This window comes from Flavobacterium sp. TR2 (genome assembly GCF_025252405.1).
In the GTDB taxonomy this organism is placed as follows: domain Bacteria; phylum Bacteroidota; class Bacteroidia; order Flavobacteriales; family Flavobacteriaceae; genus Flavobacterium.
Genome location: NZ_CP104307.1, coordinates 3,455,292 through 3,477,111, shown reverse-complemented (window position 1 = coordinate 3,477,111; position 21,820 = coordinate 3,455,292). Strand labels below are relative to the sequence as shown.

Below are 21,820 nucleotides of genomic sequence, written 5' to 3'. Positions count from 1 at the left end.
GCTAAGCTACTAAGGCGCTAAGTTTTTTGTTTTGCTTAAAACCTTTAAGTTGCTAAGCTTTTTAGATGCTAATTTTTTTTGAAGCCAAACATTAGGCATTTTTATAAACATGGTTTCCCGCTTTCGGCTATATCTCTCCGCTCCACTCCGAGGATACCGCCTCAATCGGGGCTAGAAACAAACAATTAAATTATTTTTTTTTGAAAGAAAATTCTTTAAATTATTTATATCTTTGTAAAATTTAATTTTAAGATAAATGAACGTCAAATTAACAGAACACGCCGAAAAAACGTTCTCGCAAATAATAAATAAATATAGTGATTCCAAAGCCGCTACGTTTTCAGATCAAACTATCGGCATAATCGAAATAATCGTCCAAAATAATTATATTGGTTCAAAATATAAAAAAACTTCCTACCGGAAGTTTCTAATATCAAATCAAGTCTATTTATTTTACACAATTGAAAAACAGACTCTATATATTGTCCTATTTTGGGATAATAAAAGAAATCCTTTAGAATTAGATATTATACTTAGCTCTTAATTTTTGCTTGAAATCTTCAAAATCGATTGTTCTTCCTGCCTTAATGTCTTCTTCACTTTTTTGTAATTCCTGCATCAAAATTTCTTCTGGAAACAACAAAGAGGTAATAAGCTTTACTTCTTGATGTGTAAAGCTATTTGATTTTAATTTTCTATAATAAGTAGCATGTTTTAAACCCAATTTTTGAATAAAAAACTCAGCTTTAAAATAGGATTTATTAATTAATTCTGGCAATGAATTAACGTATTTCTCATAATTTTCAACTATCTCTATCATTACAAAACATTTAAATTATCAAATAATGATACAAAAATAATCATTTTACAATAAAAAATCACTTTAAAAAAATTATAATTACAAAAAAAGAAATTTGAAGTCTTAGCAACATAGAACCTTACTTAAAAAACACATCATAAGCAAATCGAATCAATGTCCCGACAACTACAATCAAAAAGAAAATTCTAATAAATCCGTTGCCTTTATTGATGGCTAGTTTTGCTCCTAGCCAGCCGCCAAGTCCGTTGCTGATTGCCATTGGAATTGCAATTGCCCAAATGATTTTTCCTTTGATCATAAAGAGACAAATCGAACCGAAATTGGTTGCCAGATTTACCATTTTAGCATTCGCAGAAGCATGAAGAAAATCAAAACCTAAGAGTGCAATAAAAGCCACTACAAAGAAACTTCCTGTTCCTGGACCAATAAATCCGTCGTAAAATCCAACAACCATACTGATAATTACCGCATAAAATATTTGAGTTGCTTCTGAATGATCTTTTACTTCATGCTGCCCAAAGTTTTTCTTTGCATACGTGTACACAAACAGCAAGGACAAAACCACCAGTAAAAGCGGTTTCATAAAATCATTGCTTACCAAGGTCAAAATCGTCGAGCCTAAAAATGCTGACGGAACAGCCAGACACATCATAATAATAAGAAGCTTCCACTGAATAACAACTTTCTTTACATACTGAAAAGCAGCAAAGGCAGTTCCGCTAAAAGCAGGGATTTTTAGAGTCCCGATTACAGTCGAAACTGGAAGATTGGGCAGTAAAATTAATCCCATCGGTGTTTGGATTAATCCGCCACCGCCAACAATTGCATCAATAAAACCGGCTGCAAAAGCCGCTAAACAAAGGAAAAGTATTATGTATGAATCCATTAAAAAGATATTTCGGTCTCAATAAAAAACAAGTTGTAAAAGTACGTCTTCCTTTTTGTTTATTGCCATAAATTTAGAGTTGATTTTTGATCAAAAAGTATATTTTTGCTTAAAAATTATTCCGATGGATTTCAACAAAATAATAGAACTTGCGAGTTATACTTTACCAGCCTTAGTTACAGGAGTTGTAGCGTATCGTTTCTTTGAACTGCATATTAAAAACAATGACAGAAAGCGTGCTTTTTTACTAAACAAGCAAGCGAATAAAGAATCTCTTCCTGTGCGTTTGCAGGCATACGAGCGTATGACTTTATTTTTAGAGCGCATCAACTTGACAAAATTGCTCATTAGACTTTCTCCTATTTCTCAGAATAAACACGATTATGAAAATTACGTAATCGATCAAATCGAACAGGAATTTGAGCACAATCTTACACAGCAGATTTATATGTCTGAAGAATGCTGGACGATTATTTCAACTGCAAAAAATGCAACCATCCAAATGATCCGTAAAGCCGCAATGAGCGACAAAGTAGAAAACGCTGATAAACTTCGCGAAGTAATCTTGAATGATTTATTAGAAAAACAATCGCCAAGCAATGCTGCTTTGAGTTTCATTAAAAGTGAAGTTGCAGATCTTTGGTACTAGAATACATTGTAGATTTTAGATTGATTTTAAAATTGATTGTTTCCAATCCTTATCTGCTTCAGAAATTACAATTACTTTAAAGCCATATTTTTCACCTTCCATTTGAACTCCCTTTGAATCGTCAATATGAAGATCTATATTAAATAAAGGTGGGAATTTTGAGCAATAAATATTTTTATTCAATAAACTTCTTTGGTGTTTCTGCTGGTTAATAATGTAATCAACAGAAATACCATATGAATAAAACATCCATTTTATTTTGGAAACACTTCTGTAAGAAGTAGTATAAATATAAATTTTATGCTTTCTCCTTTTCAATTCTTTAAATAGAACTATTGTATCTTTTCTTAGCTTTTCAATTCTGAAGATCTTTTGAAATAGATTTATTTTCTCCAAATCAAATTTATTGTTTGCTATCAAAGTATCGTCAAGATCAAAAGAGATTATCATAAAAACTAAACCTTATAATCTTAAATCAATATTTTATTGTCACTCATAACTTCAGACTTATTCTGAGCATATTCGTAGCCTTGTTCCCACCACTCCTTCATCACTTCTTTATTAAAAATCAAAGCATTATCGGTTAATTTTATAGGAGTGTAATATAAATTTAATTTCACATTCTTGTTGTTTGCCATAAGTTTTCCTATAGCAATATCGTGTTTTTCTACTTGATCCAAAGCAATTCGGAACAAATCGATCATTAATGAAAATGGATTTTTACCAATAACCGTTTTTGTTGTATTCACCTCTGTTTCGAGTACGATTACATCTATTTCTGTAGCTCCTCTATTGATCGCTTCACGAATTGGCACTAAACTAGAGAATCCTCCGTCTCCATACTCGCAATTATTCTTTTCAACCAAACTCATGAAAGGAACGTAATTACTTGAAATCCAAGACCATTCACAAAATTCTTCATAAGTGCAGTCTTTTACCGACTTGTATTCAGATTCGTTTTTAGTAAAATTGGTCACTGTAACGATAACATCAGTTTTTAGCTTTTTGAGTTTATTGAAATCAGAAAGAGAAAAGTTGTTCTGAATATACTTTTTCAGTCCTTTGCTTTCTCCAAAAGTGCGTTTCCCCTTAAAAAACTGGCGGATTACATTAAAGTGATTAATAGTCACAATATCAACTCCATCCTTCGTTTTTACAACAAACGGGCAAATATTAAAAATACTTGACATCGTTACATTGGTATAAACAGAATGGATTTTCTTGATGTGTCCTAGAGCCAAATGCGGAATCAGCAGACTTCCTGTGGAGGTTCCTAAAAACAGATCGTATTCGTGTTTTTTCTCTTCAATTAAATATTGGGCAACACCGCCGGCAAATGCGCCTTTACTGCCGCCACCTGAAATAACCAATGCTCTCATAAATTATAATCTAGGTTTTATTTTTGGGGATATTTTTTTTTAGATTTAACAAGAGGAAAGAAGCAAGAAGAGAAATTTTCAGAGATTTTTACTCTCAATTCTTGCTTTTTTTATCTATGCACTCTAATATTTACTCTTTCAACAAACGATTCAATTGGAACTGCTCATCGGGTGTCAAATTAGGTAAAATTCTATTAAAAGAAGCACGCATTTCAGGATTTTTTAACAATAGCCTTATCGTATCTCTTCCAAATTTCGAAAATTGCCACATATGATGCGTAGTAGCAGCGACTAAATTACTCAAAACCTGATCGTTGATAATCTTAAAAGCAATCAATTTTTCTAACGCATTTTGTCGTGTTGTGGCTTCGTATTTTGCAGATGAAAATGCAATCAGCTCATTCGCTAAAACATCTTTTTCATTAGTGTAATTTGGTGTCGATAAAGCTAGAGAGAGCCATAAAGTCCTTAAATTGTAATCATTAAAACCAATCCAATTTTTAGCTTTATCCAAATATTGCGTTCTATGGTCTGGAAAATTTCTCCAAAGCCAATAAAGTGCCATTTCTTGCGTCTGATATGATTTATCATCCAAAAGTGTTTCATAATCTGCTCGAAAATCTTCTGGAATTTTGGTTAAAGAACCTGCAAGATTCTGACGGACTTTGACATTATTGGTTTGCAATGCCAAAAGCAAAAGCTCCTTTTTGTCTTCGTATTTTTCATTTTCCAACTGATCGACAACCGCTTCTTTTACAGACTGATATACGTCAGATTCTAAAATTGCTTTCAGAATATCTTTCTTCTCTGCAAAAGGCATTTTTTTCAATTTATCGATTTCCAATCGCTTTTGAATCGCATTGTTTTTACTCAACAATGCATTTGCTGTTGGCGTATCAAAAACAGTCGATTCCAGCCAGGTTTTCTGAAATTGATCAAGATCAAAATCTGAAACTTTTTTTATTTCATCGAAAAAATTCTGCGTGTTTACGGTTTGATAAGCATATTTATTCAGATAACTTTTAATTGCTTTTTTAAAAGCTTTATCTCCAATTGCTTCATGCAAAACAAATAATGCCCAAGCGCCTTTCTCATAAAATGTCAGCGAACTTGCTTTAGCGTTTAAAACAGGAATAGTGTCTGTGCGAGACGCAAACTTAATTTGCTGTGCTGTGTCATACAATTTAGAGTAGAAATAGTCGTCTCCGTAAATGTCTCTTTCTGCCAGCAAAGCAAAATAGGTTGCAAATCCTTCCTGAAGCCAGTGATGCGTGCTGCTCTCGGCGGTAATAAGATCGCCAAACCAATGATGCGCCAATTCATGCGCGTCTACATTGGTGTAATTGCGATCGCAAAAACCTGTTGAATCTACTACATACCGCGTTGCAAAAAGTGTCGAAGTAGTATTTTCCATTCCTGCGTACAAAAAGTCCCTTACCGGAATCTGTCTATTTATTTTCCAAGGATACTTCACGCCGATTTCTTTTTCAAGAAAATCAAAAATTCGTTTTGAATAGCGATAAGTAGGCTCAAAACGATCTGCATCTTTAGGTTCGTAGTAATATTCTAAGGGAACTCTGCTCTTAGATTTAAATTCTTTTTTATCAAATTTCCCAATTGCAAGCATCAGCAAATATGAACTCATTGGTTTTTCCATTTGAAACTGCCACTTATTCAGATTTCCGTATGCTGTTTTTTCTTTTAAAACTCCGTTCGAGATTACCTGATACTCTTTATCATAAGAAATAGCTAAATTGAAAATCAATTTTTCATTCACATCATCAAAACTCGGAAACCAATTGCTGGTATATCTGCCCTGTCCTTGCGTCCAAATTTGCACTTCGTCATTGCCCATATCAACAAAATAAAGAGCCTGTTTTGGTTTTGCCGTATAATCGAATGTCAAATGATTCTGCCCTTTTTTAAAAGGAAAAACCAATTTTAATTCTTTGTTAGTATTTACAAAAATGATTTCATTATCATTGATTTTCACATTCGAAAAACTCATGTTTTTAGCGTCTAGCGAAATAGTATCAGTATCTTTTAAGACCTCAAATTGATAGTCGACAGTTCCAGAAATCAATTTGTCTTTTGGATTTACAGACAATTGCACTGAAACCGATTTAAAATCAACGTATTGTGTTTGCTGCGCAAATAGAAAACTGGTAAATAAGAGAAAAATGTATTTCATTGAAACAATTTTGAAGGCGAAATCCCAAAGTTACAAAGGTTTCCTTTACAAATAGAATGAAATTTGTAAGTTTACAATATTAAAATTCCAAATCGTGCCAGAACCACAAATAGCCTTATTTAACTGGAGCAGCGGAAAAGATTCTGCTCTTGCCTTATACAAAACGTTACAAAATACTGATTTTAAAATTGAGTGTTTGCTGACTAGCGTAAGCCAGCAATACCAGCGCATTTCTATGCACGGGATTCGTGTGGAGCTACTGCACGCGCAAGCGCAAAGCATCGGAATTCCTTTAAAAATTCTTGAGGTGCCCGAAATGCCAACAATGGAAGTCTACGAAAAAGTGATGACGGAAACTTTGGCAGAACTAAAGCAAAACGGCATAACACATTCTATTTTTGGAGATATTTTTTTGGAGGATTTACGCCAATACAGAGAAAAGCAATTGGCTAAAATTGGATTTACAGGCGTTTTTCCGATTTGGAAAATTCCGACTCAAGATTTGATACAAGAATTTATTTCTTTGGGGTTCAAAACGATCGTGGTTTGCGTAAACGAAAAGTATTTGGACAAAAGTTTTGTCGGCAGAATAATCGATCAGGATTTCATCAATGATTTGCCTGAAAATGTCGATGTCTGCGGAGAAAATGGCGAATTCCATACGTTTACTTTTGATGGCCCAATTTTCTCAAAACCTATTGATTTTGAAATTGGCGAAATTGTTTATCGAAAATATGAAAAGCCTGAAAAACAAGATTCATCAGAAACGGCTTGCGATACAAATGATGAAACTGCTTTCGATTTTGGATTTTGGTATTGCGATTTAATAAAAAAATAAATGAAGCTCTTTTTGAAACTCTTTTTACTAACGTTTGTTTCTTTTTCTCTGCAAAGCTGTCTGGTCAACCGATGCAAGAGGCCACAGATTACGGGATATATTTATGATGCAGAAACAAAACAGCCTATTGGAAACTGTACAGTTGGAGAGACTTTAAGCCTGTCTAACGGCTATTTTTCATTAAAAGAAAAAAGGTATCGCCAATTTACATTTTTTGGTTTCGAAGCTCCCACTTTATCGGTAAACGAACCGATACAAAAGGAAGGATACGAAACAGAAAGCCTTCGATTTATGCAGCCTTTTGGCGGTGGAATGAAAAAAGGGGCTTTGCATCATGCAGATACGATTTACATCAAGAAAAGCATTTTAAAAACAAATTGACATGGATTTAAAAGAAAATGAAGAAGTAAAAAAAGTAATATTCTTTTTGGAAGAAATTGGCATCGCTATTCTTGAAAAAGAGCTTGGAGAAACTTTTTTGCCTGGTTTAGATTTAGGCCCCGACTGCATTTATATCGATTACAATAAACTGCTATATCCGGGAGATATTTTACATGAAGCCGGGCATCTTGCCGTAACGGTTTCGGCTGAAAGAAAATTAGTAGGCACGGCTGAAATTTCTAAAGACTGGCCAACTCAGGGCGACGAAATTGCTGCGCTTTTATGGTCGTATGCGGCGTTACATCATTTACAGCTTCCTGCTGATTTTGTATTTCACTCAAATGGCTATAAAGGCAATTCTGAATGGTTTATTTCAAACTTCACTTCAGGAAATTATATGGGGCTCCCGCTTTTAGAATGGATGGGATTGTGTCTTGGAAATGAAAAAGCTGAAAAAGAACAAAAATTGCCTTTTCCAGCTATGCAAAAATGGATTCGAGATTAACCGTTAAGTAGATTGGTCAACCCAAGTTTTCAGAAACCACTGGTTGTCTTTCAATTCAAAGATATAATCAACGTAAATGCCATTGTCAAGTCCGCGCTGCTCGAGAGTGGCTTTGCTTTTCTTTACCGACAGTGTTCTTTTCAAATGTTTCTCATCAGCTTTATTGTTCAAATGAAGTGTTCTATACTTCTCTTTAGTCATGGTATAATCCGTTAACTCAAAATCATCATTGTTCATTTTGTATTTTAAAGGAAAAATCACTCTGCTAATTTGAAATTTCGGATCTGAATTAAATTTCGCAAAAAAAGAATTGAAATCTTCCGAAACTGTTTTTGAGGTTTGAGCAAATGCTCCAGAACTAATGCTTAGTCCCAAAAAGAAGATTACACAAAAATATTTTTTCATTATTCATTATACATTTTAAGCAAGTTCGTAACCGTATTCCAGTTTCGAATTGTTGCGGTTACATTTAATTTTTTCTCGATGTATTTTTGATCAAAGCGCGTCTTTCCTGCACCAACAGCATATTTAATAAAAATCCTGTTTTCGTCAATACTTGCTTCGTCTGGCTTAAACTGACTTATTTTCAAATCGTTTATGCTTTCTTTTTTTAGAGCCATCGAAACGAAAGCCACATAAAGTTTTTTCATGTCAATGTCTTTCTCTTTCAAGAACAGATTATTTGCAAAACACGATTCTAAGTTTTCTTTTGTGATCATAACAACAGGAACTTCGTGCCCGAAAACTTTAAAGATTTCCTGTTTGATCATAAAACCAACTTTTGAGGCTTCTTCTTCGCTGTCTACAAAAACATTTCCAGATTGCAGATATGTGCGCACATTGTGAAAGCCAAGATTTTCAAGCATCGCTTTCAAAGCTTCCATTTTCATCATATTATGGCCAGAAACGTTGATTCCGCGTAAAAGTGCTAAATGTGTTTTCATTTTTCTAATTTTAATGCAAAGATAAAAAACTGCTATTCATCATCATCTTCCTCACTAATTTCAATGCCAAATTTTACTAAGAAATCATTGAATTTCTGCTTGTATTTTTTTTGCGCTTCTGCTACAATTTCATCTGCTTCTTCTTCAGATTCTATCGCATCCAAATTAAATTCTTTTTTTACCCATTCGTGAAACTCTTCGATATTTTCGCTCTCTTCATAGTATTCATCATCTTTATAAAAATAAGCTTTATCAAAATCAACAGAGATTTCCGTATCAAAAGTCAGAAGATGAATTAATTTTTGAGTGTTTTCTGCTACAACGTGAACTCCGCCTTCATCTCCAAAAACAACGATCGGGCAATTATTCAAATCTTTATCCACAATCCAGTATGCATACGAACTTCCTGAGCCGTTTGCACCAGCAAATTCGATAAAACTATTATAGAATTCCTCTTCTTCAGACCATGTTTTTATGCCCGTTTTATCCTCATTTATTGTAAGTCCAAAACATTCCGAATACGTTTCAACTCCATATTCCTGCTCAAATCCATACAGTTTTACTAAATCGTCTGGCAAATTGTAATCGCCAAATTGAGCGGCAAATTCCTCCAACGAAAATCTATTGCTGTAATCTGAATATTCTGTCTCCTCCTCTTCGTCATCCTCCTCAACAACTTCAGCCGTCAATATTTCAAAAGTTTTCATGACAGCATTTTTCACGCAGAAAAGCTCAATTCCCGGGGCATTCTCGTCGTTCATCCATTGGTATTTTGGGTCACCGTTTTCGTCAAGATATTCCAGAATAAGCATAATTTCCTGGTCTTCATGGCACCATAAAGCACGCATTCTGATGCCAAAACCATTCGAAATCTCTTCTGAAATCTGGCTGTATTTTTTTCCTTCATAATCAAAAGGAATAAACAAGTACGTGGTTCCAGAAATATGTCTAACGATTTTTCCGTTTTCTTTCTGTTCTTCAGTTTCAGACAGAACTTCGACCATATTGATAAACTGATTGCGAAAATCAGCATACAAGTATTTATTTTTTTTATCGTAATCTAAAATTGAAAGGCCTTCTTTAAATATTTCCAGATAATTATTGCCTAATATTTCTTCATTGTAATCTGAATTTTCGATAAAAGAATCTTCTACAATATCAGACAATTTGTGGGTTGAAGGCAGATAATTCTCAACCGTTATGATAGCCCCATCAGTATCTTGAACATTACTGCAGATCAAAATATCGGGTCTGTTGGCGCTTATAATGGCCTGAACGTCTGTAAAACGCTCAAAATGAAACAGCATATCATCGCTATAAATCAGCCACGCCGTAAGATCGCCTTTTACAAAAAGTTCTCCATGATTATACTCGCCCGCGAGCGTGTCGCATTGCAAACCTCCGCCCAAATAATGCACACTCCCGAACAAATTGATATTTACTGTCGTCGTTTTTCCTAACACAATCAGCGCAGGAGAATTGTCTGTATCGTAAGAACTGATCAGTTTTGTAACGGTTAGATTTCCTTTAAAAATAAAACCTAAAATAAAAATATCGGGATGTTCTTCTGTGCTGAAATCCATTTCAAACAAATCCATTTCGACATCATTTTCGGCTAACAGAAATATCGGATTTTCTTCGTAATCTGGAAATCGCCAAGTGTTTTCAAAAACATTATAGATTTTCTGATTGTTGAAATCGGTAAGATCGCCAATAATATCGTGGGCTTGCTGTCGGTTAATCACTTTGAATGTAACACCCGAAAACACCATTGTTTCAAAAGGAATATTCTCTTCTTTAATCATAATTGGGGGCTTATATCTTAAATAGTCTAACAAATCTAGCAATTATCTTTATTTAATAAAATAGTGGCGGTAAAATAAAAAACTCCGTCAGAAACGGAGTTTAAAAAAATCTGAATTAGTAAGCATTCAAAAATTATTTCTTTTTCTCATAGACCAGTATAGGTCCATCGCATATACTCCACGTTCCATACAAATTCCCAATACTATTAATGATATATAAACTTTCTTTTGTCTTTGATGTACAGCTGCTAACTATATCGCTTTCTTTAGTATAAACTAACTCAAATCGAATTTGGTCAGCTGTTTTGACTACAGAATAAGTTCCAGAAACAGTAATCGTTTTGCCTTCTTTCTTTCTTGTTTTGGAGAATGTATTATTAGAATTGAAAGTATACGATTCCTCCCATTCTAAAACATCAATCGAATTTACAGCGGGATTACCGCTGCCCATTTTAGTAAGAATCCATTTTCCGTGATAACTTTCGGCTGGTTTATTGTCATTGTCATCGTTAGAGCAAGATACAAGCGAAAAAATTACCGCAATTAAAAGTCCAATTTTTTTCATTATTAAAGTTTTTGATGGTTAACTATTATTAAGATTTTACTTTCTTAAAATAGTTGCGTCTACAAACTAGGATTTAATGATAAGTTAATATTCAATCACTTGAAAACAGCAAATCATTTTCAAAATTCCCAATTAAAATCTATCTTCGCTTTCTAAAGAAAAAAAGAGCCGAGAAGAAAGAAATATTGAATAAACTGGACTTTTTTCTTTCTTCTTGGCTCTTTTATTAATCTAATCGTCGAATGTCTAATAATCTTCTTGAAACTCCAATTGAATACTTAAAAGGTGTTGGTCCGAGTCGTGGCCAGCTGCTTCGCAAGGAATTGGGCATTCATAAATATGGAGATTTAGTCAATCTTTTTCCGAATCGATATATTGACAGAACACGTTATTATAAGATTAACGAACTGCAGAATACGGGGTCTGAAGTCCAAATTATTGGAAAAATAATCAACATTAAAACGGTTGAGTTTGCTAAAAACAAAAAACGTCTTGTCGCGAGTTTTGTTGACGACACTGGGCAAATGGACTTAAACTGGTTTCAGGGCCACAAATGGATTCGCGAAAGTTTAAAGCTGAATGAGCCCTTGGTAATTTTTGGAAAATGCTCTCTTTACGGAAGCCAATTCAGTATGGCGCATCCTGAAATTGAATTGTTAAGCGAACATGAAAGAAGCTTGCGTTCGGCTATGCAGCCCGTTTATCCATCGACAGAAGCTTTAGCTAATAAAGGCATTTCGAACCGTACGATCAATAAATTGATGGAACAGCTTTTTCTGGAAACACAAGCGCTGTTTACGGAAACTTTTCCTCCGTTTTTAATCGAAGAGCTAAAACTGATTCCGAAACGTGCCGCGCTATTCAATATTCATTTTCCTAAAAGTGCTGAAATTTTATCGAAAGCGCAATTCAGATTGAAATTTGAAGAATTGTTCTTTATTCAGCTCCAGCTAATTACTAAAAATCTTATTCGAAAACATAAAATAAAAGGACATCCATTTGATAAAGTGGGCGAACTTTTTAATGCATTTTATAAAAATCACCTTCCGTTTGATTTAACGAATGCTCAAAAAAGAGTAATCAAAGAAATCAGAACTGATATGGGAAGCAACGCCCAAATGAACCGTCTGCTTCAGGGCGATGTGGGTTCTGGAAAAACAATCGTGGCTTTTATGAGTATGCTTTTGGCTATTGATAACGGTTTTCAGGCTTGCTTGATGGCGCCTACAGAAATCTTGGCAAATCAGCATTTTCTTGGTTTGTCTGAATTTGCTAAAACGCTAAATATCAATATTCGAATATTGACTGGCTCTACCAAAACTTCTGAAAGAAAAATTATTCATGAAGAATTAGAAAGCGGAGAGCTTAAAATTCTGATTGGAACCCATGCTTTACTGGAAGATAAAGTTCAGTTTCAAAACTTAGGTTTGGCTGTAATTGATGAGCAGCATCGTTTTGGCGTAGAGCAAAGATCTAAACTGTGGAAAAAAAATGATATTCCGCCACACGTTTTGGTAATGACCGCCACTCCTATCCCGCGAACATTGGCGATGAGCCTGTATGGCGATTTGGATATTTCGGTTATTGATGAATTGCCTCCGGGAAGAAAACCAATTCAGACGGTGCATCGCTATGATACGAATCGTTTGAAGGTCTGGAAGTTTCTTCGTGACGAAATCGCAAAAGGAAGACAGATCTACATTGTATATCCGCTGATTCAAGAATCTGAAAAAATGGATTATAAGGATTTGATGGACGGTTACGAAAGCATTTCTCGTGATTTTCCGCTTCCGCAGTATTCGATTTCGATACTTCACGGTAAAATGAAGCCTGCTGACAAAGATGCTGAAATGAAACGTTTCTCCGATGGAAAAACTAATATAATGGTGGCTACAACAGTTATTGAAGTTGGGGTAAATGTGCCAAATGCCAGTGTAATGATTATTGAAAGTGCCGAAAGATTTGGGCTTTCACAATTGCACCAGCTGCGCGGACGCGTAGGCCGTGGCGCAGAACAAAGTTATTGCATCCTAATGACGGGACATAAATTAAGTTCTGACAGCAAAACCCGAATGGAAACCATGGTTCAGACCAATGACGGTTTTGAAATTGCCGAAGTAGATTTAAAACTTCGCGGTCCTGGCGATATGATGGGAACACAGCAAAGCGGCGTATTAAACCTTCAAATTGCTGATATTGTAAAAGATAGAGAAATTTTGTCTTTAGCGCGAAATTATGCCATGAAGATTTTAAAAGAGGATTCTGCTCTTCAAAAACCCGAAAACGCCATTTTGAGAGCGATTTTTATTGAATTGACCAAGAAGAAGAATATTTGGAATTATATTAGTTAAGTAGCAAAGCTGCAAAGACACAAAGGCTCAAAGGTTTGAACTTAAAGCAAAACCTTTGAGCCTTTGCTCCTTTGGAGCTTTGAACCTAAAAAAATACTTCATTGGACTCTAATATTCATGTGATTTAGTTTTGCTGGGGGAACAAATTTAAAGGGGTGAATATTTTTATTAGACACAATGAAGTATATAGCCCATTGTTATTTTTTTGCGTCGCTTTTCTTTTCAAAAAGACCGCTGAATAAGCCTTTGCTTATTTTATTTTTATCGTCCTTGCCAGTTGCAATCAAATGATCTATATATTCCATGTACGTTTTCTTTCTCTCTTCCAGAAACCCTACCAGATATTCTTCAGAAGCGTGCATACCGCTGGTTTCTTCAATCTGCAAAAGTTTCTTGTACAAAGGCTCTATAAATTTTACGATAATATCATTTGGAACCGATTTTCGGGTACAAAAGAAGCCTACGATCTCGTCATCTGTGTCTGCAACAATTTTAAAATCGGTTACAACCCAGTAATAGCGTCCTGTTTTGGCCATATTCTTGATGATAACATGAATGTTTTCGCTAGATTTAATGCTATCCCATAAGAATTTAAAAATAACCTTAGGCATATCCGGATGACGGATTACATTATGCGGCTGGCCGACAAGCTCAAATTCATCATAACCAGAAACATCTATAAAGTCTTCGTTGGCATATAAAATGGTTCCTTTTTTATCAGTTTTACTTAGCAGTACTTTATTCTTATTCCAGTCCACTTCTCTATCAGAAGGTGTCGGACGGTGCAATCTGGTATCCATAAATTTTACATTTAAATTAATTTACATTTCAATTAAGCATATAAAATGAATCCTTAAACCTTTTTCAATTTGATTTAACCTGAAATCTAAATTCTAACTCCTGCTATTTGTAGATTTTACGTGAATATCATTAACCAAATCATCAATTTTTTTGGCGCTTTCTCTCATCATTTCGAGATAGCTCAGCAATTTATCATTGTCGGTATGCCCTTTTGAAACATCAATAAGTTTTAAAACAGAATTTACGGGCAGTTTTAAATCTAAAGTAGTTCTGTGGATAAAATCATTGTAATCTTTTGTTGCCGACATAGAGCTGTATTTTGCAGAAGCCAATTTCATGTTTTCCAATTCATATTCATCTGAAATTTTGGAGATATGGTTCTCGCTATGTTCTTTGAAATAGTAAGCCCAGTAGCCATTCATAAAAAATACTACAGCTGCCAAAACGGTATGGATAATTAAAGTCTCTAGATCAAAATTTACTTGAGAAAAATAAACCTGAAGTCCATTTGCATCATTATAAATATAGTTTTGCAGATAAGCCAATCCCGCATGATGCAGTACAACCAGCAAGGTAAGCGGAATTTGGAGCCTCCAGTTCTGATAAATGATCAAAATGGTGCTGGCAATAAATACCGTAAAATGCATTTCGAACATACCGTGCATCTGATAAATGTACTGCGCCATAAAAATAGCCAGAACAACTGATAAGACGTACTGGTAAAATTTAGAATTTTTCATGAAAAATTTGGCCGAATAATAAAGCAAAAGGTTTAATGTTCCCACGCCAACGCCAATTTCAAAAGTATCGTATTTAAAAGACAGTCCGATACCCAGAAGAAAATATACTGCAAGTACATAATTAATAATCGTATCTGATTTTTGCGTCATTGTAGACATAAAACTGTGCAGATAATCTTGTTCGTTTAAGCTAGCTTTTGTTCTCATAGGTTTTAGTTTTTGGGTTTTGGAAATAGTTATTTAGTGCATTTTGGTAATGAACATCCGTACGCTCTAAGAGCTAAAGCGTTAAAAGATGGGGTGACTTTTCGTCTCAGAAGAGAATCAATCGCCATTTGGGCATAATTGCTTTGCGCATCTGTGCAATATCTCGACTTATTGTAATTGCCTCTGAAATACAAATTATGCGACTGATCTAGCAAAACAGCTTGAGGTGTCGAAATAACGCCACATTTTTTAGCAATTGTTTCATCAAAATAAACTGGAATTTCAGCGTCAAACTTTTGCTGGATTTCATCAATCGTAAATTTCTTCTGTTTGTTTAACACCACAATTTTAAAATTGATCTGATCACCATATTTTTTTATCAAATCGCTTACATGAGGCACATTAAATCGCGAACATGGGCATTCGGGATTAAAAAAATGAATAAAAATAGGCTTATTATCAAAGGCACAGCACGGACCCAGTTCTATTTTTGATCCCATTGCAATAGCGTGATAATTCTTAGGAATTGGAGTTGGAAGACTGTATTTAAATTCATTCTGCCAAAACAAGTAGCCAATCGATAGAAGTAAAAGTGTAAACCATAAACTTAGAAGTAATTTTTTCTTCATACATTATTTTTTTTATATTATTCAACAATAAAGAATAAACACTTGTTAATATAATTATTCATTATATCTAACTAAAACCAAAAAAAAACAACTTCTACATACGTATTTTAACACAAAACCCGAACTCAATCGTTAGATAATGCATTAAACTTTTTCATTTTGTTTAACATATCAATGTTACAAATAAAATCGATAAAGTGCAAAAAAAATCAGACAAATTGCCAAAAAATTCTTTCATTGCAGAAATAGCCTGCCTTTGCACAACTTACCGAAGCTCACTTTTGATGAAGTTCTATTTATTTTCTTCAAAAAAATTAATATTTAATTAAACCTTTTTCTCCGCCTGCAGTCTAAATGCAAACCTTTGTACATACAAATGTTAAATAAAAGCTAACAGCTTTCGATTTCATATCAAAAAGTTAAATTTGTAAGCTTACCTAAAAACAGAAACCAAAAATCTATATTCACCTCAATTTTATGAAAGTAAAACACCTCATTTACACCCTTTTAATTATTACAATTGGAGGATTTATCACCTACAGGATCGTATCTAATAAGAGCAAAAACGATGACTCCAAAAAGTTTAATGACAAAAAATCCCCAACAACTGTTAACGGACTTGTAATAAAAACGGCCACTTTTGACAATAATTTAGCATTGTCCGGCTCTATTGAAGCAAACGAACAAGTAGAAATACATAGTGAGGTTTCTGGAATTGTTGAAGGAATATTTTTTAACGAAGGCACCAATGTCACAAAAGGGCAAGTGCTTCTTAAAGTAAATGATATTGAATTAAAAGCGCAATTAAGACAAGCTGTAACCAGAGAAGGTTTGGCAGCTGAGAACGAAAGAAGAGCCAAATTACTGCTGCAGAAAGAGGCTATCAGCCAAGAAGAAGCAGATGTTGCAAAAGCCGATCTTGCCTCTGCACAGGCTCAGTCTCAATTAATCAGAGCACAGATTTCTAAAACTTCTGTTAGAGCACCATTTTCAGGAAAAATCGGTTTGCGCAATATTTCTCCGGGAACTTATATCACTCCAACTGTTTTGGTAGCAAAATTGGTAAATACAAACAAATTAAAAATTACTTTTTCAATTCCGGAAAAATATGCTGCAGAAGTAAAATCGGGATCTGTAATCGATTTTAAAGTTTCTGGCTCAGACAAAACCTATAATGCTAAAATTTATGCCATAGAACCAGAAGTAGCTGTTGCAACACGTACGCTTCAGATTCGCGCACTTGCTGATAATGCAGACGGAAAACTTTTCCCTGGAACTTTTGCCGATATAAAATTGCCTTTAAATATCATTAAAGATGCTATAGTCGTTCCCTCTCAAGCTATTGTGCCTATTCAAGATGGTAAAAAAGTATATATCGCCAACAACGGGCAGGCAAAAGAAGTAATGGTTGACGCCACAACAAGAACAGATTCGTCTATTTTAATTTTAGCAGGATTAAAGCCTGGAGACACTTTAATCACAAGCGGTGTGATGTCCTTAAAAGACGAAGCTCCTATTAAAGTTAAAGTAAAATAATTCTAAAGCCCAAAGTCTTAAAGTCAAAAGTCGCAAGACTTGAATATAGATGGAAGAAAACAGTGTGATTTAGCAATAAATCAGAAATCTGAGGTCTGAAATCTAAAATATAAAATCACAAATGAGTTTATCAACTACAAGTATAAGAAGACCCGTTTTAACAATAGTACTGAATTTATTAATTATATTATTCGGTTTTATTGGCTATACTTTTCTAGGCGTCAGAGAGTTCCCTTCTATTGACCCAGCGCAGGTATCCATTCGCACCAATTATACGGGAGCCAATGCCGATATTATTGAATCGCAAATTACAGAACCGCTCGAAAAAGCGGTAAATGCAATCGACGGAATTAGAAATATCACATCATCCAGCAACCAAGGAAGCAGCAATATCACAATCGAGTTTAACCTAGATAAAGATTTAGAAGAAGCCGCAAACGACGTCCGTGACAAAGTTTCGCAAGCCATTAGAAATCTTCCACAAGATATTGATGCGCCGCCTGTTGTATCTAAAGCAGATGCTGATAGTGACGCAATTATTTCGATGACTGTTCAAAGTGATTCGAGAAACTCTTTAGAATTAAGCGATTATGCAGAAAATGTTATCTCCCAGCGTTTAGAAACCATTCCGGGAGTGAGTGGCGTGCAAATCTGGGGACAGAAGCGCTACGCCATGCGTTTATGGATTGACCCTGCAAAACTTACCGCTTACGGCTGTACGGTAGCCGATGTGCGTACCGCATTAAACGCGCAAAATGTGGAACTACCATCAGGAAAACTTACAGGTAACAACACGGAACTTACGGTAAAAACAATTGGAAATCTTTCTAAAGCAGAAGAATTCAACAACATCATCATTAGAACCGATGGAGACAAAATTGTTCGTTTAAGCGATGTTGGAGGTGCAGAATTAGGCCCAGAAAATATTGAAACCAAATTAAGCCAGTCTGGTCTGCCAATGATTGGTTTGGCAATTGTGCCAATGCCAGGAGCAAATTACCTTGATATTTCAGCCGAATTTTACAAAAAGTACGAAGCCTTAAAAAAGGATCTTCCAAAAGATATTAAACTAAACATTGCGCTTGACAATACGATTTTCGTAAAGAAATCAGTATTGGAGGTTGCAGAAACATTAGGAATCTCGGTGATACTGGTAATCATCATTATCTACTTATTTTTTAGAGATTGGGCCATTGCTTTCAGACCTTTAATTGATATTCCAGTATCCTTAATTGCAACATTTTTCATCATGTGGCTATTTGGATTCTCAATCAACGTACTGACTTTATTAGCAATTGTACTCGCAACGGGACTTGTGGTAGATGACGGAATTGTTGTAACCGAAAATATCTTCAAAAAAGTAGAAGAAGGAATGTCTCCAATCGAAGCTGCGATAAAAGGTTCTAACGAAATTTTTTATGCCGTAATTTCGATTTCGGTAACCTTGGCGGCGGTATTTTTGCCCGTAATTTTCTTGGAAGGTTTCGTGGGAAGGCTCTTTAGGGAATTTGGAGTTGTAATTGGTGCCGCGGTATTAATTTCGGCTTTCGTTTCTTTGACTTTAACGCCAATGCTGAACGCTTATTTGATGAAAGGCGGAGAACAGAAAAAATCGAAATTTTACATTAAAACAGAACCTTTCTTTGAAAAAATGAACAGCAGTTATGCTGAGGCGCTTTCAAAATTCATGGAAAGAAAATGGATCAGCTTCCCTATTCTTATTGCTTGTTTCGGACTGATTTACTTATTCTTTACCATTCTTCCAAAAGAAACAGCGCCTTATGACGACAGAAGTTCGGTAACGATGCGTATGACAACGCCTGAGGGATCTTCATACGAATACACAGACCGTTTCATGCAGGAAATTTCAAAACTGGTTGATGATTCAATTCCTGAAAAAAAAGTAAGCCTAGTAATTACTGCGCCTGGTTTTGGAGCTTCGGCAACTAATACAGGTTTTATAAGGCTTTCATTAAAAGAACCAGACGAAAGAACCGTATCTCAAAAAGAGATTGCAGACAAACTGACCAAATGGACCAAACAGTATCCTGATGCTAAAACTGCTGTAATCCAACAGCCTACTATCGCGGTTAACAGACGTGGAGGCTTACCGATCCAGTACATCATCCAAGCTCCTAATTTTGATAAATTGAGAGAAAAAATTCCTCTTTTTATGAATGAGGTGAATAAAAGCGATGTATTTTCGACAACAGATGTAAATTTGAAATTTAACAAGCCCGAAATCAACGTTTCCATTGACCGAGCAAAGGCAGAAAGTTTAGGAATTTCTATTCTTGACATTGCGCAGACATTACAGCTTTCTTTAAGCGGACAGCGTTTTGGGTATTTCATTAAAAACGGAAAACAATATCAGGTAATTGGACAGTTTGACCAAAAAGACAGATCTAAGCCGTTGGATTTGACCTCTATTTTTGTAAAAAGCAAAAATGGCCAATTAATTCAGATGGATAACGTTGTGAAGGTTTACGAACAAAGTAATCCGCCGCAATTGTTCCATAACAACAGGTATATGTCGGCAACTGTTTCTGCTGGTTTGGCGCCAGGAAAAAGTATGGGAGACGGTATTGTAGAAATGGACCGAATTAAAGCGAAAGTTTTGGATGAAAGCTTTACTACCGATTTAGCTGGAGAATCTCGAGATTTCGTAGAAAGTAGTTCCAACACTTCTTTCGCATTCGGATTGGCTTTATTGCTTATTTTCTTAATTCTTGCAGCGCAGTTTGAAAGTTTTATAGATCCGTTTATCATCATTTTGACAGTTCCGATGGCGGTAGCGGGGGCTTTATTCTCATTGTGGCTATTCAACCAGACCTGGAATATTTTCAGTCAGATTGGTACGGTAATGCTTATTGGTCTGGTAACCAAAAACGGTATTTTGATTGTAGAATTTGCCAATCAGCTGCGAGAACAGGGCAAACCAAAATTAGAGGCTATTTTAGAAGCTTCAGAAGCACGTTTGCGTCCAATTTTGATGACGAGCTTAGCCATTGCCTTAGGAGCGCTTCCGATTGCATTGTCACTTGGAGCGGCATCAACCAGCAGAATTGGCATGGGGGTTGTAATTGTGGGAGGAACCATTTTTTCATTAGCCTTAACGCTTTTTGTAATTCCTGCCATTTATCTAATGTGGTCTAAAGCCAGAAAACATTATCCGGAGTTTGACCATATTGACGAATACGAAAGAGAAAGCATCAAATAAGCCAAAACTTGATTTTGGGTTAAAGAAAATAAATATGAATATCAAAAAAATATATTGTACAGCACTCATCCTCTTCTTTTGCATTATTCAGGCAAAGGCACAGGAAGTTCTTACCATTGAACAAGCTATGACCATAGCTTTGGAAAATAATTTTGAAATTAAAATTGCTAAAAACAATTCTAAAATAAACGAAACAAACGCGACAGTTGGAAATGCAGGAATGCTTCCGACAGCAACAGCAAATATTACCGACAACAACAGCGTTACCAATTCTACTCAAGTGCGACAAGACGGCACATCGACCTCATTGAATAATGCCAAAAACAACAGTTTGACGTATGGCGTCAGTATAGGATGGACTGTTTTTGACGGAATGAAAATGTTTGCCAAACTAGATCAATTGAAAGAACTTCAAAAATTGGGTGACGCTGAACTTAAAAGAACCATTTTAGTCAAAATTGCTCAGGTCAATTCGGCTTATTACGATTTAGTTCAGATGCAACAGCAATTGGCAGCTCTAGACACCACAATTGTAATTTCAAACCAGCGTTTGACTTTGGCTAAAAACCGTTTCAGCATTGGGAAAGCTTCAAAACTGGAGGTTTTAAATGCACAGGTTGATTTAAACTCTGATCAAGTTGCATTATTGAGACAAAAAGAAGCGTATGCCAATGGCAAAATCTTACTGAACCAGCATTTGGCACGCGACCCAAAAATTGATTTCAAAGTTACAGACCAAGTAAAGGTTGACAATAAATTAGTTTTAGCAGATCTAATGGACTTAGCTCAGAAACAAAATCCAGGTTTAGAAGCTCAGATCATCAGCAAACGCATTGCCGAATTGCAATTAAAACAAGTTAAAGCCGATCGTTATCCGACATTAAGACTAACTTCAGGTTATAATTTTTCTGAAAGCCAATCGAGTTTAGGTTTTACGAGCGAAACTTCCAATAGAGGTTTAAATTACGGTTTTAATGCTTCTATGAATATATTTGACGGTTTTAATCAGCATCGCAATGAGAAAGTGGCCAAATTGCAGATCGAAAATTCTCAGCTTGCAATAGAACAGCAAAATACGCTTTTAAATACGCAATTGAGCACGGCTTTCCAGACCTATCTGACAAACTTAGAACTCATTGATTTAGAAGAAAACAATGAAAATATTGCTCGGCAGAATTTAGAAATCACATTAGATAAATTTAAAATCGGAACCATTACAACGCTTGATTTTAGAACGGCTCAGCTGAATTATGTGAATGCAAAAGTACGTTACAGCAACGCGCAATATGAGGCAAAATTATCTGAAATCGCTTTAAAAGAATTGGCAGGAAATATCAATTTTTAACTTTCCTGCAACCGCATAACATCTGTTG

20 protein-coding genes are annotated in these 21,820 nt (G+C 35.2%); 8 read left to right on the top strand and 12 right to left on the bottom strand.

Translation table 11 applies throughout. The features are described 5' to 3' along the window. Positions 1–520: 520 nt before the first annotated feature. Together N4T20_RS15255 and N4T20_RS15250 are read right to left on the bottom strand one after the other, a co-directional pair. Positions 521–820, bottom strand: coding sequence for a hypothetical protein (locus N4T20_RS15255; RefSeq protein WP_260669995.1), 300 nt, complete (start codon positions 818–820; stop codon positions 521–523). 118 nt (positions 821–938) lie between these two features. Next, positions 939–1,706, bottom strand: coding sequence for a sulfite exporter TauE/SafE family protein (locus N4T20_RS15250; protein ID WP_260669994.1), 768 nt, complete (start codon positions 1,704–1,706; stop codon positions 939–941). 124 nt (positions 1,707–1,830) lie between these two features. Between N4T20_RS15250 and N4T20_RS15245 the strand changes: the two genes are divergently transcribed. After that, complete coding sequence (locus N4T20_RS15245; RefSeq protein WP_260669993.1) at positions 1,831–2,355, top strand: hypothetical protein; 525 nt, start codon at positions 1,831–1,833, stop codon at positions 2,353–2,355. A gap of 15 nt (positions 2,356–2,370) precedes the next feature. On the opposite strand, the gene N4T20_RS15240 is transcribed toward N4T20_RS15245, so the two are convergent. From N4T20_RS15240 to N4T20_RS15230, 3 genes are all read right to left on the bottom strand, one after another. After that, positions 2,371–2,805 (bottom strand): hypothetical protein, encoded by a 435-nt coding sequence (locus N4T20_RS15240; RefSeq protein WP_260669992.1) that lies wholly within the window; start codon positions 2,803–2,805, stop codon positions 2,371–2,373. 20 nt (positions 2,806–2,825) lie between these two features. Then, a complete protein-coding gene (locus tag N4T20_RS15235; RefSeq protein ID WP_260669991.1) occupies positions 2,826–3,734 on the bottom strand; it encodes a patatin family protein in 909 nt (302 codons plus the stop codon). Between the two features lie 130 nt (positions 3,735–3,864). Beyond that, positions 3,865–5,925 carry a M1 family metallopeptidase gene (locus N4T20_RS15230; protein WP_260669990.1) on the bottom strand — a complete coding sequence of 687 codons (2,061 nt, stop codon included), beginning with the start codon at positions 5,923–5,925 and terminating at the stop codon, positions 3,865–3,867. 94 nt (positions 5,926–6,019) lie between these two features. Here N4T20_RS15230 and N4T20_RS15225 point away from each other — a divergent pair, with 94 nt between their 5' ends. The 3 genes from N4T20_RS15225 to N4T20_RS15215 are packed head-to-tail and all read left to right on the top strand — an operon-like array spanning position 6,020 to position 7,649. Then, entirely contained in the window at positions 6,020–6,763 is a 744-nt protein-coding gene (locus N4T20_RS15225) for a diphthine--ammonia ligase (RefSeq protein WP_260669989.1), read from the top strand. Continuing rightward, positions 6,764–7,144 carry a hypothetical protein gene (locus N4T20_RS15220; RefSeq protein WP_260669988.1) on the top strand — a complete coding sequence of 127 codons (381 nt, stop codon included), beginning with the start codon at positions 6,764–6,766 and terminating at the stop codon, positions 7,142–7,144. It abuts the gene before it with no gap. 1 nt (position 7,145) lies between these two features. Further along, positions 7,146–7,649 (top strand): hypothetical protein, encoded by a 504-nt coding sequence (locus N4T20_RS15215; protein ID WP_260669987.1) that lies wholly within the window; start codon positions 7,146–7,148, stop codon positions 7,647–7,649. Positions 7,650–7,652: 3 nt separating this feature from the next. On the opposite strand, the gene N4T20_RS15210 is transcribed toward N4T20_RS15215, so the two are convergent. From N4T20_RS15210 to N4T20_RS15195, 4 genes are all read right to left on the bottom strand, one after another. Continuing rightward, positions 7,653–8,054 carry a DUF4348 domain-containing protein gene (locus N4T20_RS15210; RefSeq protein ID WP_260669986.1) on the bottom strand — a complete coding sequence of 134 codons (402 nt, stop codon included), beginning with the start codon at positions 8,052–8,054 and terminating at the stop codon, positions 7,653–7,655. Further along, positions 8,054–8,593, bottom strand: a complete 540-nt coding sequence (locus tag N4T20_RS15205) for a DUF1697 domain-containing protein (protein WP_260669985.1) — start codon at positions 8,591–8,593, stop codon at positions 8,054–8,056. Before N4T20_RS15205 ends, N4T20_RS15210 begins: the two co-directional genes overlap by 1 nt. Before the next feature lie 32 nt (positions 8,594–8,625). Continuing rightward, the gene (locus N4T20_RS15200) at positions 8,626–10,398 is read right to left on the bottom strand and encodes a hypothetical protein (protein ID WP_260669984.1); all 1,773 of its coding nucleotides are present in this window, start codon (positions 10,396–10,398) and stop codon (positions 8,626–8,628) included. Between the two features lie 133 nt (positions 10,399–10,531). Continuing rightward, positions 10,532–10,963: a hypothetical protein gene (locus tag N4T20_RS15195; RefSeq protein ID WP_260669983.1), complete on the bottom strand. Its 432-nt coding sequence runs from the start codon at positions 10,961–10,963 to the stop codon at positions 10,532–10,534. Positions 10,964–11,205: 242 nt separating this feature from the next. Between N4T20_RS15195 and recG the strand changes: the two genes are divergently transcribed. Further along, a complete protein-coding gene (gene recG, locus N4T20_RS15190; RefSeq protein WP_260669982.1) occupies positions 11,206–13,314 on the top strand; it encodes an ATP-dependent DNA helicase RecG in 2,109 nt (702 codons plus the stop codon). A 197-nt stretch (positions 13,315–13,511) separates the two neighbouring features. On the opposite strand, the gene N4T20_RS15185 is transcribed toward recG, so the two are convergent. From N4T20_RS15185 to N4T20_RS15175, 3 genes are all read right to left on the bottom strand, one after another. Beyond that, positions 13,512–14,114: a PAS domain-containing protein gene (locus N4T20_RS15185; RefSeq protein WP_260669981.1), complete on the bottom strand. Its 603-nt coding sequence runs from the start codon at positions 14,112–14,114 to the stop codon at positions 13,512–13,514. Between the two features lie 93 nt (positions 14,115–14,207). Continuing rightward, positions 14,208–15,062: a hypothetical protein gene (locus N4T20_RS15180; RefSeq protein WP_260669980.1), complete on the bottom strand. Its 855-nt coding sequence runs from the start codon at positions 15,060–15,062 to the stop codon at positions 14,208–14,210. Between the two features lie 29 nt (positions 15,063–15,091). Beyond that, positions 15,092–15,691 (bottom strand): redoxin domain-containing protein, encoded by a 600-nt coding sequence (locus N4T20_RS15175; RefSeq protein WP_260669979.1) that lies wholly within the window; start codon positions 15,689–15,691, stop codon positions 15,092–15,094. 477 nt (positions 15,692–16,168) lie between these two features. Here N4T20_RS15175 and N4T20_RS15170 point away from each other — a divergent pair, with 477 nt between their 5' ends. The 3 genes from N4T20_RS15170 (at position 16,169) to N4T20_RS15160 (ending at position 21,792) form a co-directional block, all read left to right on the top strand. Continuing rightward, positions 16,169–17,227, top strand: coding sequence for an efflux RND transporter periplasmic adaptor subunit (locus N4T20_RS15170; protein ID WP_260669978.1), 1,059 nt, complete (start codon positions 16,169–16,171; stop codon positions 17,225–17,227). Positions 17,228–17,348: 121 nt separating this feature from the next. Continuing rightward, complete coding sequence (locus N4T20_RS15165; RefSeq protein WP_260669977.1) at positions 17,349–20,447, top strand: efflux RND transporter permease subunit; 3,099 nt, start codon at positions 17,349–17,351, stop codon at positions 20,445–20,447. 34 nt (positions 20,448–20,481) lie between these two features. Then, entirely contained in the window at positions 20,482–21,792 is a 1,311-nt protein-coding gene (locus N4T20_RS15160) for a TolC family protein (protein WP_260669976.1), read from the top strand. The last annotated feature ends 28 nt before the right edge of the window (positions 21,793–21,820 follow it).

Excerpts from the sequence above, each read along its gene's own strand:
- N4T20_RS15255 (WP_260669995.1), bottom strand. The coding sequence starts at position 820 with ATGATAGAGATAGTTGAAAATTATGAGAAATACGTTAATTCATTGCCA.
- N4T20_RS15250 (WP_260669994.1), bottom strand. The coding sequence starts at position 1,706 with ATGGATTCATACATAATACTTTTCCTTTGTTTAGCGGCTTTTGCAGCC.
- N4T20_RS15245 (WP_260669993.1), top strand. The coding sequence starts at position 1,831 with ATGGATTTCAACAAAATAATAGAACTTGCGAGTTATACTTTACCAGCC.
- N4T20_RS15240 (WP_260669992.1), bottom strand. The coding sequence starts at position 2,805 with ATGATAATCTCTTTTGATCTTGACGATACTTTGATAGCAAACAATAAA.
- N4T20_RS15235 (WP_260669991.1), bottom strand. The coding sequence starts at position 3,734 with ATGAGAGCATTGGTTATTTCAGGTGGCGGCAGTAAAGGCGCATTTGCC.
- N4T20_RS15230 (WP_260669990.1), bottom strand. The coding sequence starts at position 5,925 with ATGAAATACATTTTTCTCTTATTTACCAGTTTTCTATTTGCGCAGCAA.
- N4T20_RS15220 (WP_260669988.1), top strand. The coding sequence starts at position 6,764 with ATGAAGCTCTTTTTGAAACTCTTTTTACTAACGTTTGTTTCTTTTTCT.
- N4T20_RS15215 (WP_260669987.1), top strand. The coding sequence starts at position 7,146 with ATGGATTTAAAAGAAAATGAAGAAGTAAAAAAAGTAATATTCTTTTTG.
- N4T20_RS15210 (WP_260669986.1), bottom strand. The coding sequence starts at position 8,054 with ATGAAAAAATATTTTTGTGTAATCTTCTTTTTGGGACTAAGCATTAGT.
- N4T20_RS15205 (WP_260669985.1), bottom strand. The coding sequence starts at position 8,593 with ATGAAAACACATTTAGCACTTTTACGCGGAATCAACGTTTCTGGCCAT.
- N4T20_RS15200 (WP_260669984.1), bottom strand. The coding sequence starts at position 10,398 with ATGATTAAAGAAGAGAATATTCCTTTTGAAACAATGGTGTTTTCGGGT.
- N4T20_RS15195 (WP_260669983.1), bottom strand. The coding sequence starts at position 10,963 with ATGAAAAAAATTGGACTTTTAATTGCGGTAATTTTTTCGCTTGTATCT.
- recG (WP_260669982.1), top strand. The coding sequence starts at position 11,206 with ATGTCTAATAATCTTCTTGAAACTCCAATTGAATACTTAAAAGGTGTT.
- N4T20_RS15185 (WP_260669981.1), bottom strand. The coding sequence starts at position 14,114 with ATGGATACCAGATTGCACCGTCCGACACCTTCTGATAGAGAAGTGGAC.
- N4T20_RS15180 (WP_260669980.1), bottom strand. The coding sequence starts at position 15,062 with ATGAGAACAAAAGCTAGCTTAAACGAACAAGATTATCTGCACAGTTTT.
- N4T20_RS15175 (WP_260669979.1), bottom strand. The coding sequence starts at position 15,691 with ATGAAGAAAAAATTACTTCTAAGTTTATGGTTTACACTTTTACTTCTA.
- N4T20_RS15170 (WP_260669978.1), top strand. The coding sequence starts at position 16,169 with ATGAAAGTAAAACACCTCATTTACACCCTTTTAATTATTACAATTGGA.
- N4T20_RS15165 (WP_260669977.1), top strand. The coding sequence starts at position 17,349 with ATGAGTTTATCAACTACAAGTATAAGAAGACCCGTTTTAACAATAGTA.
- N4T20_RS15160 (WP_260669976.1), top strand. The coding sequence starts at position 20,482 with ATGAATATCAAAAAAATATATTGTACAGCACTCATCCTCTTCTTTTGC.